We start from the raw sequence: 17,737 nt of genomic DNA, 5'->3' as shown, positions 1-17,737 counted from the left end.
CCGGTTCCGCCCTGTCTTTGACCAGAGTCAAATCTCCGCCTTCGTTAGCCTGCTGGGATCTGCCTTTCACAACCACGTCCTGCGGGCAAATATTCCGCAAAAGTGCAAGACTAGAACCGGTTCTCCCGCAGTGAAGCCGCTGTTCGTCCATCCAGGAGGAAATTCATGTCGTTTGTCCGCTTTCTCGCCCGGCCCATGCTCGCCTCCAGTTTCGTCCTCGCCGGCATGGACAAGCTCAAGAACGCGGATGACACTGCGGCCCAGCTGTCCCCCCTGTTGCGCCGTGCGGCCGACGCCTTGCCGTTCCAGCCAAATGAAAAAGTCGTGGCACGCGTGATCGGCGGCACCCAGATCGGTGCCGGCGTCTGCTTCGCCCTCGGCAAGTCCGCCCGGCTGGCGGCCACCCTGCTCGCCGTCATTTCGCTCCTGAACGGCTACGTCGAATGGCGCAGCGCGGACATCTCCTCGAAGGAAGCCCGCGACGCCCGCCGCAAACAGCTCCTGAAAAACGTCTCCCTCACCGGCGGCGTGCTCCTCGCCGCGGTCGATACCGCCGGCAAGCCCAGCCTGGCCTGGCGCGCCGGACACCTGGCCGCCGATGCCAAGAAGAGCGCCGGACACCTCGCCGCCGATGCCCGCAAGACCACCAACAAGCAGCTGAAGAAGGCCGACAAAGTCGTCCGCAAGGCCGTAGACCACTCTGCCGGGGCCTAAGACGGTAATGACTGGCACCACCCCCTCTGCAGCTGCCCCGTCCCACCCTGCCGGCGCCCATGCAGCCGGTCCCCATGCAGCCGACGCCGGTCCGCACTGGCCCGCCCCCTTCGCCGCCCGGCCGGTCGATGCCACTGTCACCGTTCCCGGATCCAAGTCCCTGACCAACCGGTACCTCGTGCTCGCCGCCCTCGCGGACGGACCTTCCCGGCTGCGGGCTCCCCTGCACTCCCGGGATTCCGCGCTGATGATTGAGGCCCTGCGGCAGTTGGGGGCCACCGTCACGGAAGTGCCCGGCGACGGCGCCTTCGGCCCCGACCTGGAAATCGTCCCGATCAGCATGGACACCGCGGCGGCTGACACGGCGATCGACTGCGGCCTGGCCGGCACGGTCATGCGCTTTGTCCCGCCGGTGGCCGCGCTGCGCCGCGGTGAGTCCCGTTTCGACGGCGACCCGCACGCCCGCAAACGCCCCATGGGCACCATTATCGAGGCCCTCGCCGGCCTGGGTGTGGCAGTCACCGCACCCGACGGCGGTCCGGCGTCGTCGTTGCCGTTCACGGTGCACGGCTCGGGCGAGGTGCGCGGCGGCCACCTGGTCATTGATGCCAGCGCTTCGTCCCAGTTCGTCTCCGCCCTGCTGCTGGCCGGGGCGCGCTTCACCGAGGGACTCCACCTGGAGCACGTCGGCAAGCCCGTGCCGAGCCTGGACCACATCAACATGACCGTGGCCGTGCTGCGCGGCGTGGGCGTGGCGGTCGACGACTCGGTGCCGAACCACTGGGTTGTCTCCCCCGGCCCGATCCGCGCCTTCGACGTCCGGATCGAGCAGGACCTCTCGAACGCCGGCCCCTTCCTCGCGGCGGCCCTGGCCACCGGCGGCACCGTGCGGATCCCGAACTGGCCCGCGGAAACCACCCAGGTGGGTGATCTCTGGCGCGGAATCCTGACCGCTATGGGCGCCACGGTGACGGTTGACGGCGGCACCCTGACCGTCAGCGGGGGCCCGGAGATCAAGGGCGGCGACTTCGACGAAACCAGCGAACTCGCCCCCACCGTAGCCGCGCTGTGCGCCCTCGCCACCGGCCCCTCACGGCTGGGAGGCATCGCCCACCTCCGAGGCCATGAAACGGACCGGCTCGCCGCCCTCGTCGCCGAAATCAACCGCCTCGGCGGCGACGCCGAAGAAACCCCCGACGGCCTCATCATCCGCCCGGCCGCGCTGCACGGCGGCGTCGTGCACAGCTACGCGGACCACCGCATGGCAACCGCCGGCGCCATCCTCGGCCTTGCCGTACCCGGCGTGGAAGTCGAGGACATCGCAACCACGGCCAAGACCATGCCCGATTTCCCGCAACTCTGGGAAGCGATGCTGGCCCAGGGACCCGCCGCAGATGAGGACACCGCCGGTGGCACGCAGCACTGATTCCTGGGACGAGTCCGACGTCCGGATCCGGCCGAACAAGAAGGGCACACGGCCCCGCACCAAGGACCGGCCCAGCTACGACGACGCCGTCACCGGACGCATCATCACCGTTGACCGCGGCCGCTACACCGCCGTCGTCGGCGAGGGGACCGCGGACGAACGCAAGATCATCGCGGCCCGGGCCCGGGAACTGCGCCGCAACCCGGTGGTTGCCGGCGACTTCGTCTCCCTGGTCGGGGATGTCACCGGCGAGCCCGACACTCTGGCGCGGCTGGTCAGGATCCAGGACCGCAAGACGCTGCTGCGCCGCAGCGCCGACGACACGGACCCGATCGAACGTGCCGTCGTGGCCAACGCCGACCAGCTGGTGGTGGTGGTCGCCGCTGCCAACCCCGAGCCGCGGACCGGTTTCATCGACCGCGCGCTGGTGGCCGCGTACGACGCCGGCATTGAGCCGCTGCTGCTCGTCACCAAGGCCGACGTCAAGGATCCCGCCGAGCTGCTGTCCAACTACCAGCACCTCGACTTCCCCGTCATCATCTCCAAGACCGCCGACTCCGCCGCTTCCGGCATCGACGCCCGCTCCGACGACGGGCTCTCCGCCCGGCTCGACAAGGACGCGGTATCCCAGCTGCGCGACTACCTCGACGGCAAGGTCACCGTGATGCTGGGCCACTCCGGCGTCGGCAAGTCCACCATGGTCAACGCCCTGACCGGGGCCGAGCGGGCCACAGGAGGCGTGAACGCGGTAACCGGCCGCGGCCGCCACACGTCCTCCTCGGCACTGGCGCTCAAAGTCAACGATGCCCCGGCCGGCAGCTGGATCATCGACACCCCCGGCATCCGGTCCTTCGGCCTGGCCCACGTGGACCCGGACCGGATCCTGCGTTCCTTCCCGGACCTGGAACCCGGCACCGATGATTGCGAACGCGGCTGCAAGCATGACTCCACCGCCGTCAACTGCGGCGTCGACAAGTGGGTTGCGGCCGGGCACGCGGGGCCCTCGGGACCGGCCAGGCTCGCGTCCCTGCGCCGGCTGCTGGGCACGGACCCGCGGATGGAAGCGCAGGAAACCAAGGAACTGGGCACCGTCTCCTAGCCGGACCGGCAGCGGGGCGGCGGCGCCGAGCCGCGGCCTCCCGCCCGGCGGCCCGGTTTGACGGTAGTTTGGAACCATGAGCCAACCCGCTTCGAGCTACAACGATGACCTGCGCCTTGCCCATGTACTGGCAGATTCGGTCGATTCCCAGACCATGAGCCGCTTCAAGGCGCTCGACCTTCGGATCGAGACGAAGCCCGACCTCACACCCGTCACCGATGCCGACAAATCCGCGGAAGAGGCCATCCGCGGCCAGCTCTCCCGGTCACGTCCGCGTGACGCGGTCCTGGGCGAAGAGTTCGGCAGCTCGGGCCACGGTTCCCGCCGGTGGATCATCGACCCGATCGACGGCACGAAGAACTTTGTCCGCGGCGTCCCGGTCTGGGCCACCCTGATCGCCCTCGTCGATGAGGGCGAGCCGGTGGTCGGCCTCGTCAGCGCGCCGGCACTGGGCAAGCGCTGGTGGGCCGCCAAGGGTGCAGGCGCCTACACGGGCCGCTCGCTCGCCGCCGCCACACGGTTGAAGGTATCCAACGTCTCCAATCTCGAGGACGCCTCGCTGTCCTACTCCAGCCTTGGCGGCTGGAAGGAACGCGGGAACCTGGACGAGTTCCTGGGCCTGACCGAGGAAGTGTGGCGGACCCGCGCCTACGGTGACTTCTGGTCGTACTGCCTCGTGGCCGAGGGCGCCGTGGACATCGCCTGCGAACCCGAGCTGAACCTCTACGACATGGCCGCCCTGGTGCCGATCGTGACCGAGGCCGGCGGCCGCTTCACCTCGCTCGAAGGCGAGGACGGCCCCTTCGGCGGCAACGCCCTGGCCACCAATTCGATCCTGCACTCGGAAGTGCTCAAGCGGCTCAACCCCGGACTCGACGACCTCTTTCAGGCCCACCCGAACAACTGATCCGCGCCCGTAATAATCCGCTTCACAATCGGCGGCCGCCTTTTCCCCGGCTGCGCCGATGTCCTACGCTCGATGCAGGTCACGAGTGCCAGCGCTAAACCCCGGTTTGCTGGCCGGCAACCCTCCAGTCGCGGTGGGGTGCCCCGGGTGACGACCTGGCCGGTCCGGAACGGACCCGGCAAGCGCGGATTCCCACGGTGTGGGGTCCTGTTCGAGTGAGGTCCCATGACAACTGCCATTTTCCCCGTTGCCCCTGAATTCCATGCACGGCTTGCCCTCGCGGCCCGCCCGCTGGCAGCCGTCACCGGGGCCGAAATCCAGGCCCCGCTGATCACCGGCGGCCACGCGCGCTACGCCAACCTCGACTACGGCGCCTCCGCCCCGGCCCTGTCCGTGGTCTCGGCCTACCTGAACGAAATCCTGCCGTACTACGCAAGCGTGCACCGCGGGGCCGGCTACGCATCGCAGATCAGCACCTCCGTCTACGAGAACGCCCGGGACATCGTGCGGGACTTCGTGGGCGGCCGGCCCGGCGATTCCGTGATCTTCACGCGCAACACCACCGATTCCCTGAACCTGCTGGCCGGCTGCCTGCCGCTGCGCGACGGGCGGCCCGCGGGCGAGGTCCTCTACCTCGACATCGAACACCACGCCAACCTCCTGCCCTGGCAGAATGTCCCGCACCGCAGCGTCGTGGCCGCCGCCACCCTCGCGGCCACCGTGGACCGCCTGCGCGACGAACTCGCCCGCGGCGGCGTCAGTCTGTTGGCCGTCACCGGCGCCTCCAACGTCACCGGGGAGATCCTCCCGATCCGGACCCTGGCCGCACTGGCGCACGAATACGGCGCCAGGATCGTTGTCGACGCCGCGCAGCTCGCCCCGCACCGGCGGATCAATATCGCCGCGGACGACGTCGATTACCTCGCCTTCTCGGGGCACAAGCTGTACGCCCCGTTCGGCGCCGGCGTGCTGGTGGGGCGGACGGACTGGCTCGACGCCGGCACCCCGCACCTGGCCGGCGGCGGCGCGGTCCGCGATGCCCGGCTCGACTCCGTCAGCTGGACCACGGGACCTGCCCGGCACGAGGGCGGCTCGCCGAACGTCCTCGGTGCGGCGGCCCTCGCCCGCGCCACCCAGGTCATTGCAGCCCTGGACCCGGAGCAGTGGCAGGCCCACGAGGACGCCATCCGGTCCTTCCTCGTCGAGGGCCTCCAGGGCATCGAAGGGGTAACCGTGCACCGGATCTTTGCCGATTCAGCTTCCGATTCTTCCTCCGCTTCTTCCACTGGAGGCGATCAGCCGGACACCGGCACGATCGGCGTCGTGAACTTTTCCGTGGAAGGCTACGACGCCGGACTGGTGGCCGCCTACCTGTCGGCCGAACACGGCATTGGCCTGCGCGACGGCCGCTTCTGTGCCCACCCGCTGCTCAAGCGGCTCGGCCTGCCCGCCGGCTCCCTGCGGGCCAGCTTCGGCCTCGGCTCACGGCTGGAGGACGCCGAACGCCTGCTGGCCGGCCTGCAGCAGCTGCGGCAGAACGGACTCGGCTGGGATTACGTGGTGGATGCCGGCCGCTGGGTGCCGGCCAACGATACCCGCAGCTACCCCCACTGGGCGCCGAACACCCCGGGCACCGCCGGCGCTGCGCCCTGCACCCTCGACTAGCGCAGGATCAGGGCCCGGCGCGGGTGCGGTAAATTCGAAAGGTATCTGAAACCAGCAGGACCTTCCCGAAGGAGATCGCACGTGGCAAGCGCCTGCCCCAGGCTGCACAGCGGAGCTAGGCTCCACAGCGGACCGAAGCTGCACAGCGAGCGGCGCCAGGAACTCGGACAAAGCTTCCAGGACGGCGGCGAGCACTATGAACGCGTCCGCCCCGGCTATCCGCAGGAGTCGGCCGACTGGCTGGTCCCGGCGGGAGCCAGGGACGCCGCGGACATTGGCGCGGGCACCGGGAAGTTCACTTCCCTTTTGGCAGAACGCGGACTGGCCGCGGTGGCCGTGGACCCCTCTGCCGACATGCTTGAGCAGTTGCGCCGGACCCTGCCGGACGTCACCGCCATCGAGGGCAGCGCCGAGGACACCGGTCTCGAGCCGGAGTCCTTTGACCTGGTCACGGTTGCCCAGGCGTGGCACTGGTGCGACCCGGGCCTGGCCAGCGCCGAGATTGCCCGGATCCTGCGGCCGCACGGCGTGCTGGGCCTGATCTGGAACCAGCTGGACACCAGCGTGCCCTGGGTGCACCGGCTCTCCCGGATCATGCACGCCGGGGACGTCCACAAGCCGCACTTCCGTCCGGCCGTGGGCCCCGAGTTCGCCGGGCTGGAGAGCCACCTGACGCGCTGGGAGGATTCCGTCACGACGGAGGACATCCAGGAGCTGGCCAAGTCCCGCAGCTACTATCTCGCGGCATCGGACTCCACCCGGGCCAAGGTCACAGCCAACCTCGCCTGGTATCTGCACGAACACCTGGGACACACCCCAGGCGAGGTGCTCCGGCTGCCCTACCTGACCCAGACGTGGCGGGCCTTCCGGGCCTGATGCACGCTCACCCCGGATTGCCCCGGATTGCACGCAGCGCCCGCCGGGCTTATTGTTTCGGTATGCCTAATAAATTCTTATAGGCACACGAAACTTTGACACCGGCTGTTTTCCGGCCGGCGCCGATCATCGCGTCAACGCCGACGCGCCAATCACAGGAGCTGGCAGTGCTGGAGCTAACGGGACACGGGCAACCGGCGCAGGACGCCCCCACTTACAAACACCCGGGTGCCCGGAGGGCGCTGATCGGCCTGTTGGGACCGGCCTTCGTGGCGTCGATCGCCTACGTGGACCCCGGAAACGTGGCCGCCAACCTGACCGCCGGAGCGCAGTACGGCTACCTGCTGGTGTGGGTCCTCGTGGCCGCCAACGTCATGGCCGTGCTCGTCCAGTACCAGTCCGCCAAGCTCGGGATCGTCACGGGCAAGAGCCTTCCGGAGATCCTTGGTGAACGGCTCAAGCCGTTCTGGCGCCGCGCCTTCTGGGTGCAGGCCGAAGTTGTCGCCGCCGCCACCGATCTCGCGGAGGTGGTGGGCGGCGCAATTGCCCTGTACCTGCTTTTCGGCCTGCCCCTCCCCCTTGGCGCCCTGATTGTCGGCGCCGTGTCAATGCTCCTGCTCGCGGTCCAGGCCCGGCAGAAACAGCGGCCGTTCGAATTCATCATCATGTTCCTGCTCGGCATCATCACAGTCGGCTTCCTGGCCGGGCTGTTCATCAGCCCGCCCGATCCGGGAGCCGCCCTGGCCGGGCTCATGCCCGGCTTCCAGGGACCGGACACCGTACTGTTGGCCGCCAGCATGCTCGGGGCCACCGTCATGCCGCACGCCATCTACGTCCACTCGGCCCTGTCCCGGGACCGGCACCGGCCGGACGAACACCTGCATGTTCCCCCGGCGGCCATCGCGCGCCTGGTCCGGGCCACCCGGTTCGACGTCGTGGCCGCCCTCGCGATCGCCGGACTGGTCAACATCGGCATGCTGCTCCTGGCCGCCTCCACCCTCGGCGGCGAAGAAGGCACGGACACGATCGAGGGCGCGCACGCCGCCATCACCGCCAACCTCGGCCCGATCGTCGGCGTGATCTTCGCGGTCGGGCTGCTCGCCTCAGGCCTGGCATCGACCTCGGTGGGCTGCTATGCCGGCGGCACCATCATGCAGGGCCTGCTCAAGATCCGGATCCCCGTCATGGCCCGGCGCGTCGTGACCCTCATCCCCGCCGTCGTGCTGCTGGCGGTGGGCTTCGACCCCACCTGGGCGCTCGTCCTGAGCCAGGTGGTCCTCAGCTTCGGGATTCCCTTTGTCCTGGTCCCGCTGGTGGTGCTGACCAGCAACAAAGCCCTGATGGGCCGGTTCGCCGACGGCCCGGCCCTCCGAGTCGCCGCCATCATCAGCGTGGTGCTCGTAGTGGCTCTCAACCTGGTGCTGCTGTGGCTCACTTTCTCCGGAAGCAGCTGACGGTAGGCTTAGGTCTGTGAAGACCAGTACGCCCTCCTCCTCGATCGAGGACTACGTCAAGGTCATCTATTCGTTCACCGAGTGGCAGCGCAAGCCCATCACCTCCACGCAGCTGGCGCAGCGCCTGGGCGTCGCCAACTCCTCGGTTTCGGAAATGGTCCGCAAGCTCAAGGACCAGGGCCTCGTGGACCACAAGCCCTACAGCGCCGTCACGCTCACCAGCGATGGAGTCCGGCTCGCCCTGTCCATGGTCCGGCGGCACCGGCTGATCGAGACTTTCCTCGTCCGCGAGCTGGGGTACCGCTGGGACGAGGTCCATGACGAAGCCGAACTCCTGGAACACGCCGTCTCGGACACCTTTATTGAACGCATGGCGGCCAAGCTGGGGAACCCCACCCGGGACCCGCACGGCGATCCCATTCCGGCAGCCGACGGCTCGGTGCTGATGCCCGCCGCCCACCGCCTGAGCGAACTCGACGACGGCCACACCGGCCGGATCACCCGGATCAGCGACGAGAACCCGGAGCTCCTGCGCTATCTCGCCGCAGAGGACATCGACCTCGACGCCGAAGTGGAGGTGGTGGGCCGGCGTCCCTTCGGTGGCCCCATGGTAGTGCGGATCGGTTCCGCCGCGGCACCGCGCGAATTCGATTTCGCCGACGAGGTCGCCTCGGCCCTCTGGGTCCACAGCGATGCTGGGCACGCCGGCTGCAGCGTCACGGAGAGCTGAGTGAAGGGTGCGCTGGACGAGCGCCGGGCCGTGCCGCGCCCCGGCGTGCCGGGGTGGAAGGCCTGGTCCGCCGTCGCCGTCGGCGGGCTGATCGGAACCGAGCTGCGTTTCGGCGCCGGCCTGATTTTTCCCGAAAGCGCCGGCGCGGTGCCGTGGACCACGTTGGCGATCAATGTCTCCGGGAGTTTCGTTCTGGCCACCCTGACCACCCTCTGGATCGCGCGGCCGCAGACGGCTTTCTGGCTGCGGGCCGGCATCGGCCCCGGCCTCCTGGGTTCCTTCACCACCTTTTCGGCGCTGGTGATTGCCATTGACCAGCAGATCCGCGGCGGCTTCCATGCCACGTGGCTGGCCTACCTCGGGCTCTCGCTGGTCCTGGGCCTCGGGGCGGCGGCGGCCGGCTGGAAAACCGGCAAGGCGATTGCAGACCTCCGCGGCGGTGCCCAATGATGACCGCGCTCCTGGTCGGGGCGTGCGGGGTGGCGGGAGCACTCCTGCGGTTCGCCGTCGACTCCTGGTTTGCGCACCATCAGGGCTCCCGACCGCACTGGCCCTGGGCGACGTTCACGGTCAACGTCGCCGGATCCTTCATCATCGGTTGGTCCGTCGGCCTGACCGGCCACCTGGAGCTGGGCACCGACTGGCACGCCGCGATCGCAACCGGTCTCGCCGGCGGCCTGACCACCTTCAGCTCATGGACCACCGCGACGGTCCGCCTGGTCAGCGAAGAGCGGTACCGGGCGGCGGCGCTCAACATCGGCGCGAACCTTCTCGTGGGGCTCGCGGCCGCCGCGCTTGGGCTTGCCCTCGCGGGCTGAAAACCTTAGCCCGCCGCCGGTGTGTCGAGGGTAACACCGGGGCGCCCTGGTGGCTTCGGGCCGCCGTCGTTCCCGTATCGTTGAAGGATGGTTACCCGACGTGAAGCAGCCCAGACCCTCGACATTCCCCTGGAAATGGCGCACCGTCACGGCATCCCGCCCCGGCTGTCCGAGGCCGAGCTGGGCGAGCTGCTGGACAACCCGCCGGCGTGGCTGGTCCAGTCCAGGGCAAACCGCACCGGCAAGCGGCCCGTCTGGGTCCAGCTCACCTGTGCCGTCTGCGGATTCTCCGAAGCGGCCCGGCCCAAAAAATGGTGGCCGGAGTTCACTTACGTCTGCTGCGCGCACCACGAGGCACGCGAGATCCCGGTGCTCGGGCCCGGGCTCGTGCGCAGTGTGTACGACGGCGTCGGCAGCCGTTTCGCAGGGATCGTGGACGCCGCCGTTCCCGAGGCGTAGCTTAAAAGACGGGGCTACCCCTGGCCCCTGCCGTGAGGGAGAGCACCATGCCTGACAAGACGCCGCACCAGAGCGTGTCGAAGAAGTCGGTTAAAACCATCAAGGAAAAACGGGCAGAGAAAAAGGCGAAACACATCGTTGATGCCCACACCGACCCAGTGGCACACATCAAGAAGCGCTGAATAATCGAGAGGCCGGAAGCCGTTGCTTCCGGCCTCTTGTCGTGGTGCCCTGACACGTTCCGTCGGGCTGGGGGCTCACCCGAAATGGATGATGTGACAATCTCCCGTTGGCGGTTGAGTGGTCTTGGGATCCGACCGAGAGGTCCTGTTCCGGGGCCATGTCCGCGGGGCAGTTCCAACCGTTGAGCGGCGCGGGGCCCATCGGAATCATTCGACGCGGGTGGTGACGGCCCGGCGGGGACCGCCCACACTAAGACCAGTGCGCCAGACAGCGTGCTCGACACAGACCGGAGGAATACCAGTGACAACCACACCGGAGACTGAGGCCCACGGGCCGGTCGACTTCGTACTCCTGGAGTTCCCCGTATCGGGACTGACGGGACGGGCGAGTGAGGAACTCGTTAAGCTCGTCGAGCAGGGCGTGATCCGCCTCTTCGATCTCCTCGTCGTCATGAAGAATGACGACGGATCTGTCGAGGTGCTCGAACTCACCGACCCAGGCGGTCCCGCGGCGGGGTTCTCCTACTTCGAGGGGGCCCGGACCGGGCTTTTGGGCGACGATGACATCGCCGAGGCCTCGGCCGCGCTGCTCCCCGGGACGGTGGCCGCGCTGATCGTCTACGAGAACACCTGGGCGGCACCGTTCGTGGCGGCCGTTCGGGACAGCGGGGGCGAACTCATCGCGAGCACGCGGATCCCTGCTCCGGACGTGATGGAAGCACTTGATGCACTTGACGCCGCCGCACCTCCGGTTGCCGACGCCTGAGACCTGACGCAGAACAAGAGATGTGAGAGGAAGAGAATTATGGGACTTCTTAGGGGTGTGGCACGGACGGCAGTCGTTGCCGGAACGGCCAGTGCAGTCAGCGGCCGGGTCCAGCGCCGCCAGGCCAACAAGTTTGCCGAGAAGGACGCCGCGACCGCGGCCAAGCAGCAGGAGGCCTACGATTCGCAGATGGCCCAGCAGGAACCACCGCCGCAGGCCTACCAGCAGCCGGTCTACCAGCAGCCACCACCCCCTCCCCCGGCTGCCGGCGGCATCTCAAACGAAGCCCTCGAACAGCTCAAGCAGCTCGGGGCGCTGAAGGATCAAGGGATTCTCACGGAACAAGAGTTTGGCGTCCAGAAGGCGAAGATCCTCGGCATGTAGTGCCAAACAACTGGAAGGAGGAGGGAAGTGTCGGAAGACGCTTCCCTCCTCTTTGGCCTTAAGCACAAAACTCCCCGCCGACAGAAGCCGGCGGGGAGTTTCGTGAACCCAATACGGGGTGGAGCGCCGTTGCCGGGCCCCTATGTGGAGATGGGGGGAATTGAACCCCCGTCCGATGTCGTGTTGTCAGGGCTTCTCCGGGCGCAGTTTGCGTTGGATTTTCTCGGCCCCAGCCATGCTGCAAACAGCTGGCTGATCCGGGCCCAGTCATCTAAGAGTCCCGTTTACCCCGATGACGGAGGTAAACAGCAGTGGCTATCTAAATGACGCCAGGATCCGGGGCAATAGCAACCTCGGGCTGACGGACTGTCTTACTGCTTAGGCAGCGAGAGCGAAGTCAGTGCGTTTTGATTCGGCACTTATTGGTTTGCAGACAGCGTTTACGAGATAATTCTGCATCCTCGGCCCGCTTCACCTGTCGCGACTAACATCGTCGAAACCGATCATCCCCGTATTTTTTTATCAAACCCGGGCCGGATACTTTCGGATCCTTCCCGGACTACCAATCATAACGCACCGCCTCCGGGAAACATTCCCGGGGACCGTGACAGCCTGCGGCGCGCTAGCGGCGGTTGCGTTCGCGCATGACGCGCTGGGCCTCGCGCTTGTCCTGCTGCTCGCGAAGCGTCTGGCGCTTGTCGTATTCCTTCTTGCCGCGGGCGACGCCGATTTCGACCTTCGCGCGGCCGTCCACGAAGTACAGCTGCAGCGGCACGATCGTGAAGCCCGACTCGCGGATTTTGTGCGAGATCTTCGTGAGCTCTTCGCGGTGCAGCAGCAGCTTGCGGCGGCGGCGTGCGGCGTGGTTCGTCCAGCTCCCCTGGTGATACTCGGGGATGTGGATGCCCTCCATCCACAGCTCGTCGTTGTAGAACGTGCAGAAGCCGTCCACCATCGAGGCATGGCCCTCGCGCAGGGACTTCACTTCCGTGCCCATCAGCGCGATGCCGGCCTCATAGGTGTCAAGGACGTGATAGTCGTGCCGGGCCTTGCGGTTGGTGGCCACTACCTTACGGCCACTTTCTTTGGGCACGGTAGGACTCCTCGGTTTGTTGGTGGTTCACTCCGGCCAGGTGGTGCGGAGTCTTTCCAGTTTACGGCAGTGCGCCCGCCTCAGCGGATGGCCCGGGCCGGACCGCCCGGGCCGGACTACAGCAGGTTCATCGGGTCCACGGCCCGGCCGTTGAGCCAGGTCTCGAAGTGCGAGTGGCAGCCGGTGGAGTTGCCGGTGGTGCCTGAATAGGCGATCAGCTGCCCCTGGTTGACGTGCTGGCCGACCGAGACCGCCACGGAAGTGTTGTGGTAGTAAATCGTGGTCAGCGAGTTGCCCTGGACCACCCCGTGGGAGATCTTCACGTTGTTGCCGCCGCCGTCGTTGGCCCAGCCGGCCGAGAAGACGGTGCCGGCAGCCGCGGCGTAGACGGGTGTGCCGCAGGCGGCGCCGAAATCGATGCCGGTGTGCATGTAGCCGCCCTGGCCGTAGAAGTCGATCGTGCCCGGCGGCGTCGCCCGCCAGCCGAACCCGGAGGTGATCGGAATATTGCCGGGGAACGGGTGCTGCAGCCCGAAGGCCGACGGCGAGCCCTGGGCCGGCGGGACATACGGCTGGACCGCCTGTCCCTGCGCCCGGGCGGCGGCCGCCGCGGCCTCGGCAATGCGCCGCTGCTCGGCCAGCCAGGCCTCACGCAGCTTCCGGTCGCGTTCGGCGATCTCGGCGGCGACGGCGTCCTGCTGGGCCTTGACCTGGGCGAGCTGGTTCTGGATGCCGGGCTTGGCGGCCTGGAGTTGGGCGTCGAGCCGGGTGGTGTCGGCAATCAGCTTGTCCACGGCGGCCTTCTTGGCTGCGGCCTCGTCCCGGGCGGCCTTTTCCCGGGCCAGTGCGGCGTCGGCTTTGGCCTTGAGGTCGGTGATTTCAGCCTCGACGGCGGCCAGCCGGGCCTGCGCGTTGACGTTGGTGGCGCTCTGCTGGGTGAGCTTGTCCATCGCGGAGTTCTGGCTGCGCAGGGCCTGGTCCGCGAGGTCGATGGTGTCCGTCAGGCTGCTGCCCTGGTTTGAGCCGAAGAACAGGGACAGGTTGGACGGGACGCCGCCGGACTTGTAGGCCTGCGTGGCGATCTGCCCGATCAGTTTCCGGGTGTCCGCGATCTTCTGTTTGTCGGCTTCCAGCTGCTGCGTGATTTTTGCCTTGTTCTGCTGCGCCAGGTCTACACGCGCCGCGAGGGCCTGCACTTCCTGGACCGCTCCGGCCACCCGGCCCTGGGCGTCCGTGAGCGCCTGCTGGGCGCCGGGGAGCTGGCCCTGGTACAGGACCAGGTCTGCCGCGGCCTGGGCGATCTTGCCGTCCACGAATTCGAGGGAGTGCTGGACCCGGGCCGCCTCCTCGCGCAGCGCGGCCTGCTGGTCCTCAAGGTCGTCGGCGAATGCCGCCGGACTCGAGGCCCCCATGGTCCCGGCCAGGACCAGCGCCAGGGTGGCGCTGATCATCCGGCTGCGGCGCCCCACCAGGCGGAGCCGGAGGGATTGCCGGAGGGGGCGGCGGGCCATCGGTGTCATAAGCATTCCCTTTTCGTTGCGCAAAGCTAGACCCGCAAGTACCGGCGGAGGGTCAGCAGGGAGGAAATTCCGGCCAGGACAACGCCCAGGCCAATCAGGGCAGGTACCAGGATCAGGGTCTGCCCGGGCGAGATAAACGCGGTGTCCGGATACTGCTTGGACAGGACGCCTTCGAGGAAGAAACGGGCCACGGCCCACAGGGTGCCGGAGGCCAGGGCGGCACCGATCACCGCGGCGATCACGCCTTCGAGGATGAACGGGAGCTGGATGACCATCTTGGACGCGCCCACCAGGCGCATGATGCCTGTTTCCCGGCGGCGGCTGAACGCGGAGAGCCGGATGGTGGTTGCGATCAGCAGGATGGCGCAGATGATCATGACGCCGGCAATGCTCACGGCCACCAGGGACGCGGCGTTCATGGCCGAGAACAGCCGCTCCAGCAGCTGCCGCTGGTCGATCACGGTCTCCACCCCGGCCTGGGATGAAAAGGTCTCGCTGATGATTTCGTACTTCTCCGGGTCCTTCATGTTGATCCGGAAGGACGCCGGCAGCTGGTCCGGGGTCACGGAGTCAACGATCGGGGAATTGGAGAACTGTTCCTTGAAGTGCTTGTAGGCATCGTCCTTGGACTCGTACTGGAAGTCGTTGACGTACTGCGCCACCGCGGGCGATTTCAGCAGCGTGCGCAGGTTGTCCTCCTGCTCCGGCGTCGCCGGACCGGTGGCGCAGCCGGGCGCCGTCGAACCGTCACTGCAGAGGAAGATGGCCACCTGGACTTTGTCGTACCAGTAGCCCTTCATCTGGTTGATCTGCAGCTGCAGCATGCCGGCGGCGCCGACGAAGGTCAGCGACACGAAGGTCACCAGGATCACGGAGATCACCATGGACAGGTTGCGGCGCAGGCCGCTGCCGATCTCGCCCAGGACGAATGCAAGCCTCACGCCTGGCCCTCCCCTGCGGTGCGGAACTCGGCGCGGGCTTCGGCGCGCGAGCCGGCCCGGGGCGGGATAACTTGCGGCTGTTCGTCCCGTCCGCTGGCGTCGCGCAGGCGGCGCGACTGGCCCACGACGGGAATCATGGAGGTGTAGAGGGCCTTGGCCTCGTCGCGGATGACGACCCCGTTCTTCAGTTCCACCACCCGTTTGCGCATTTCGTTGACGATGTCGTCGTCGTGCGTGGCCATCACCACGGTGGTGCCGTTCTGGTTGATCTTGTCCAGCACGCCCATGATGCCCATCGAGGTGGTGGGGTCCAGGTTTCCGGTCGGCTCGTCGGCCAGCAGGATGCCGGGGCGGTTCACGACGGCGCGGGCGATCGCCACGCGCTGCTGTTCGCCGCCGGAGAGTTCGTGCGGGAGACGGTTTTCTTTGCCTTCCAGGCCGACGGTCTTCAGGACCTCGGGGACCGTGTCGCGGATGACGCTGCGGCTCTTGCCGATGACCTGCATGGCGAAGGCGACGTTGGCGAAGACGGTCTTCTGCGGCAGCAGGCGGAAGTCCTGGAAGACGACGCCGATCCCGCGGCGCAGGCGCGGCACGCGCCAGCTGGAGATGTTCGCGACGTTCTGGCCGGCCACGTAGACGGCGCCGGAGGAGGCGCGGTCCTCTTTGAGGACCAGGCGCAGGAAGGTCGATTTGCCGGAGCCGGAGGCGCCGACGAGGAAGGCGAATTCGCCACGGTCGATCTCAAGGTTGATCGAATCCAGCGCCGGCCGCGCCTTCTGGTCATAGACCTTGGTGACATTTTCGAAACGGATCATGGCCCTTAGTACCCTGCAGGACATGGCCGCGAGGGCCCGGTTCTGCTGCCGGCGCAAGGGCTTTCGTTTGGGGGAAGTAGAGCTCCGGCCCCTCGACTATACGCACGGGTAACGGCGGAACCGCCGGAACGGCGGGGCGTGTCGCGCGATTGTCAGGGACCTCCCAGTGGAGGCGCCCGGCCCGGCGCCGGGCCTACTTCTCGGCGTTGCGGTTGTCCGTCCGCCAGCGGATGCCGGCGTCGATGAAGTCGTCGATTTCGCCGTCGAACACGGCCGAGGTGTTGCCGACCTCGTGCTCGGTGCGGAGGTCCTTGACCATCTGGTACGGGTTCAGGACGTAGGAGCGCATCTGGTCGCCCCACGAGGCTTTGACGTCGCCGGCGAACGCCTTCTTCTCGGCGTCCTCCTGTTCCTTCTTCAGCAGCAGGAGCCGGGACTGCAGCACGCGCAGGGCGGCGGCGCGGTTCTGCAGCTGCGATTTTTCATTCTGCATCGACACCACGGTGCCGGTGGGGATGTGGGTCAGGCGCACCGCGGAGTCGGTGGTGTTGACCGACTGGCCGCCGGGGCCGGAGGAACGGAAGACGTCCACGCGGATCTCGTTGTCCGGGATGTCGATCGAGTCCGTCTGCTCGATCAGCGGGATCACTTCCACGGCCGCGAATGAGGTCTGGCGGCGGCCCTGGTTGTCGAACGGGCTGATCCGGACCAGGCGGTGGGTGCCGGCCTCGACGCTGAGGGTGCCGAAGGCGTACGGCGCCTTGACCTCGAAGGTGGCGGACTTCAGTCCGGCTTCTTCGGCATAGGAGGTATCCATGATGGTGGTCGGGTAGCCGTGGCGTTCGGCCCAGCGCAGGTACATGCGCAGCAACATTTCGGCGAAGTCCGCCGCGTCCACCCCACCGGCGCCCGCGCGGATGGTCACCACGGCTTCGCGCTCGTCGAACTCGCCGGAGAGCAGGGTGACGACTTCAAGGTCGGCCAGCGCCTTGCGGACCGATTCGAGTTCCGCGGCGGCGTCGGCCATGGAGTCGGCGTCGTCCTCGTCCTGGCCGAGCTCCACGAGTACCTCGAGGTCGTCGATCCTGGCCACGAGCTTGTTGAGCCGCTCAAGCTCGGTCTGCTTGTGCGAGAGCTTCGAGGTGATGACCTGCGCCGCGGCGGGGTCGTCCCACAGATTGGGTTCACCGGCCCGCTCGCTGAGCTCGGCGATGTCTTCCTTGAGCGCCTCGACGTTCGAGACGTTCTCGATGGACGTGTAGGTGGCCCGCAGCGCGCGGATTTCAGCGGGAAAATCAATGTTTGCCATGGTTTTTTAAGCCTACGCTATGTGTCCTAGCCCCCTGACCCTGCCGGTTGCCCTGTCACTTTGGGTTACCCGATAGCTGGTTGCCCTATCACTTTGGGTTGCCTGACGGCCTGGTTGGCAGCATCTACTGACAGGGCAACCGGAGTGGCGGGCCAGCAGCTCACCGGCTGAGGCGGGAGCGGGCCGTGGACGTCGCCTCGATTCGGATGCCGTCCGGCACCAGGAAGTTCACCACCGGCGGGTGGACAGCTGCACTCAGGACGACGACGGCGGTGGCGCCGTCCGGGCTGCCCGTCGCCGGCGCCACGCTTAGGGCGCTGAAGCGGTCGAACGCGCCGTTGCGGCCCAGATAGTTGAGGGCGGCGCTGCGGACCCTCGCCCCGCTGAGGACGGCGGACGGTGTGCCGCCGGAGTTGCCCAGCTGGCCGAGGGTGAAACTGTCCGCGGCGGCCACCGAGGCACCGTCCGCGGCGGAGAGCAGCTTCTTGTGTTCCAGGTAAACGCTGGAGGCCGCCATCACGACGGTGGCGACCAGCAGGGCAATCAGCACGAAGCCGATGCTCAGCACCAGCACCT

General features: G+C 67.6%; 20 protein-coding genes, 1 other RNA gene and 1 riboswitch. Of the genes, 14 read left to right on the top strand and 7 right to left on the bottom strand.

Translation table 11 applies throughout. The features are described from left to right. Positions 1-165: 165 nt before the first annotated feature. The 14 genes from AC1DDH_RS07985 to AC1DDH_RS07920 all read left to right on the top strand — a co-directional run bounded on the left by AC1DDH_RS07985 (position 166) and on the right by AC1DDH_RS07920 (position 11,480). Positions 166-714, top strand: coding sequence for a DoxX family protein (locus tag AC1DDH_RS07985; RefSeq protein ID WP_028277492.1), 549 nt, complete (start codon positions 166-168; stop codon positions 712-714). Between the two features lie 7 nt (positions 715-721). Further along, the gene (gene aroA, locus AC1DDH_RS07980) at positions 722-2,140 is read left to right on the top strand and encodes a 3-phosphoshikimate 1-carboxyvinyltransferase (RefSeq protein WP_476955194.1); all 1,419 of its coding nucleotides are present in this window, start codon (positions 722-724) and stop codon (positions 2,138-2,140) included. Continuing rightward, positions 2,124-3,239: a ribosome small subunit-dependent GTPase A gene (rsgA, locus tag AC1DDH_RS07975; RefSeq protein ID WP_223916089.1), complete on the top strand. Its 1,116-nt coding sequence runs from the start codon at positions 2,124-2,126 to the stop codon at positions 3,237-3,239. Before aroA ends, rsgA begins: the two co-directional genes overlap by 17 nt. A 76-nt stretch (positions 3,240-3,315) precedes the next feature. Further along, complete coding sequence (hisN, locus tag AC1DDH_RS07970) at positions 3,316-4,146, top strand: histidinol-phosphatase (protein ID WP_476955193.1); 831 nt, start codon at positions 3,316-3,318, stop codon at positions 4,144-4,146. Positions 4,147-4,223: 77 nt separating this feature from the next. After that, positions 4,224-4,337, top strand: a riboswitch (SAM riboswitch). A gap of 34 nt (positions 4,338-4,371) precedes the next feature. Then, positions 4,372-5,811 carry an aminotransferase class V-fold PLP-dependent enzyme gene (locus AC1DDH_RS07965; RefSeq protein ID WP_476858858.1) on the top strand — a complete coding sequence of 480 codons (1,440 nt, stop codon included), beginning with the start codon at positions 4,372-4,374 and terminating at the stop codon, positions 5,809-5,811. Positions 5,812-5,892: 81 nt separating this feature from the next. Beyond that, complete coding sequence (locus tag AC1DDH_RS07960) at positions 5,893-6,687, top strand: class I SAM-dependent methyltransferase (RefSeq protein ID WP_476955192.1); 795 nt, start codon at positions 5,893-5,895, stop codon at positions 6,685-6,687. A gap of 167 nt (positions 6,688-6,854) precedes the next feature. After that, positions 6,855-8,141, top strand: a complete 1,287-nt coding sequence (locus tag AC1DDH_RS07955; RefSeq protein WP_476856711.1) for an Nramp family divalent metal transporter — start codon at positions 6,855-6,857, stop codon at positions 8,139-8,141. A gap of 16 nt (positions 8,142-8,157) precedes the next feature. After that, positions 8,158-8,871, top strand: a complete 714-nt coding sequence (locus AC1DDH_RS07950) for a metal-dependent transcriptional regulator (RefSeq protein ID WP_079553023.1) — start codon at positions 8,158-8,160, stop codon at positions 8,869-8,871. Continuing rightward, positions 8,872-9,321, top strand: a complete 450-nt coding sequence (locus tag AC1DDH_RS07945; protein ID WP_476858860.1) for a fluoride efflux transporter FluC — start codon at positions 8,872-8,874, stop codon at positions 9,319-9,321. After that, positions 9,321-9,689: a fluoride efflux transporter FluC gene (locus AC1DDH_RS07940; protein WP_476856730.1), complete on the top strand. Its 369-nt coding sequence runs from the start codon at positions 9,321-9,323 to the stop codon at positions 9,687-9,689. Before AC1DDH_RS07945 ends, AC1DDH_RS07940 begins: the two co-directional genes overlap by 1 nt. A gap of 87 nt (positions 9,690-9,776) precedes the next feature. Then, positions 9,777-10,148 carry a hypothetical protein gene (locus AC1DDH_RS07935; RefSeq protein ID WP_230007704.1) on the top strand — a complete coding sequence of 124 codons (372 nt, stop codon included), beginning with the start codon at positions 9,777-9,779 and terminating at the stop codon, positions 10,146-10,148. Positions 10,149-10,195: 47 nt separating this feature from the next. Next, positions 10,196-10,330 (top strand): hypothetical protein, encoded by a 135-nt coding sequence (locus AC1DDH_RS07930; RefSeq protein WP_018775274.1) that lies wholly within the window; start codon positions 10,196-10,198, stop codon positions 10,328-10,330. 301 nt (positions 10,331-10,631) lie between these two features. Further along, complete coding sequence (locus AC1DDH_RS07925; RefSeq protein ID WP_223916098.1) at positions 10,632-11,096, top strand: DUF6325 family protein; 465 nt, start codon at positions 10,632-10,634, stop codon at positions 11,094-11,096. 39 nt (positions 11,097-11,135) lie between these two features. Then, a complete protein-coding gene (locus AC1DDH_RS07920; protein ID WP_230007703.1) occupies positions 11,136-11,480 on the top strand; it encodes an SHOCT domain-containing protein in 345 nt (114 codons plus the stop codon). 142 nt (positions 11,481-11,622) lie between these two features. Here AC1DDH_RS07920 and ssrA read toward each other — a convergent pair. The 7 genes from ssrA to AC1DDH_RS07885 all read right to left on the bottom strand — a co-directional run bounded on the left by ssrA (position 11,623) and on the right by AC1DDH_RS07885 (position 17,735). Further along, positions 11,623-11,991, bottom strand: a transfer-messenger RNA (tmRNA) gene (ssrA, locus tag AC1DDH_RS07915). Between the two features lie 111 nt (positions 11,992-12,102). Next, complete coding sequence (gene smpB / locus AC1DDH_RS07910) at positions 12,103-12,573, bottom strand: SsrA-binding protein SmpB (RefSeq protein WP_026266743.1); 471 nt, start codon at positions 12,571-12,573, stop codon at positions 12,103-12,105. A gap of 116 nt (positions 12,574-12,689) precedes the next feature. Next, complete coding sequence (locus AC1DDH_RS07905) at positions 12,690-14,093, bottom strand: M23 family metallopeptidase (protein ID WP_243181320.1); 1,404 nt, start codon at positions 14,091-14,093, stop codon at positions 12,690-12,692. A 26-nt stretch (positions 14,094-14,119) separates the two neighbouring features. Then, positions 14,120-15,034, bottom strand: coding sequence for a permease-like cell division protein FtsX (gene ftsX, locus AC1DDH_RS07900; RefSeq protein WP_028276034.1), 915 nt, complete (start codon positions 15,032-15,034; stop codon positions 14,120-14,122). Beyond that, entirely contained in the window at positions 15,031-15,852 is an 822-nt protein-coding gene (gene ftsE / locus AC1DDH_RS07895) for a cell division ATP-binding protein FtsE (protein ID WP_043435207.1), read from the bottom strand. Before ftsE ends, ftsX begins: the two co-directional genes overlap by 4 nt. A gap of 193 nt (positions 15,853-16,045) precedes the next feature. After that, a complete protein-coding gene (prfB, locus tag AC1DDH_RS07890) occupies positions 16,046-17,161 on the bottom strand; it encodes a peptide chain release factor 2 (RefSeq protein ID WP_223916104.1) in 1,116 nt (371 codons plus the stop codon). A gap of 160 nt (positions 17,162-17,321) precedes the next feature. Continuing rightward, complete coding sequence (locus AC1DDH_RS07885; RefSeq protein WP_476955191.1) at positions 17,322-17,735, bottom strand: pilus assembly protein TadG-related protein; 414 nt, start codon at positions 17,733-17,735, stop codon at positions 17,322-17,324. Between the last annotated feature and the right edge of the window lie 2 nt (positions 17,736-17,737).

The sequence above is a fragment of the Arthrobacter sp. 10T425 genome, assembly GCF_056393985.1.
The sequence above is the reverse complement of the archived record's forward strand: the minus strand, read 5'-3'. Positions and strand labels throughout refer to the sequence as shown.

What these genes read in the sequence shown, in the direction of transcription:
- AC1DDH_RS07920 (WP_230007703.1), top strand. Translation starts at nt 11,136, where the DNA reads ATGGGACTTCTTAGGGGTGTGGCACGGACGGCAGTCGTTGCCGGAACG.
- AC1DDH_RS07985 (WP_028277492.1), top strand. Translation starts at nt 166, where the DNA reads ATGTCGTTTGTCCGCTTTCTCGCCCGGCCCATGCTCGCCTCCAGTTTC.
- AC1DDH_RS07965 (WP_476858858.1), top strand. Translation starts at nt 4,372, where the DNA reads ATGACAACTGCCATTTTCCCCGTTGCCCCTGAATTCCATGCACGGCTT.
- AC1DDH_RS07930 (WP_018775274.1), top strand. Translation starts at nt 10,196, where the DNA reads ATGCCTGACAAGACGCCGCACCAGAGCGTGTCGAAGAAGTCGGTTAAA.
- prfB (WP_223916104.1), bottom strand. Translation starts at nt 17,161, where the DNA reads ATGGCAAACATTGATTTTCCCGCTGAAATCCGCGCGCTGCGGGCCACC.
- AC1DDH_RS07940 (WP_476856730.1), top strand. Translation starts at nt 9,321, where the DNA reads ATGACCGCGCTCCTGGTCGGGGCGTGCGGGGTGGCGGGAGCACTCCTG.
- AC1DDH_RS07935 (WP_230007704.1), top strand. Translation starts at nt 9,777, where the DNA reads ATGGTTACCCGACGTGAAGCAGCCCAGACCCTCGACATTCCCCTGGAA.
- ftsE (WP_043435207.1), bottom strand. Translation starts at nt 15,852, where the DNA reads ATGATCCGTTTCGAAAATGTCACCAAGGTCTATGACCAGAAGGCGCGG.
- hisN (WP_476955193.1), top strand. Translation starts at nt 3,316, where the DNA reads ATGAGCCAACCCGCTTCGAGCTACAACGATGACCTGCGCCTTGCCCAT.
- aroA (WP_476955194.1), top strand. Translation starts at nt 722, where the DNA reads ATGACTGGCACCACCCCCTCTGCAGCTGCCCCGTCCCACCCTGCCGGC.
- AC1DDH_RS07905 (WP_243181320.1), bottom strand. Translation starts at nt 14,093, where the DNA reads ATGACACCGATGGCCCGCCGCCCCCTCCGGCAATCCCTCCGGCTCCGC.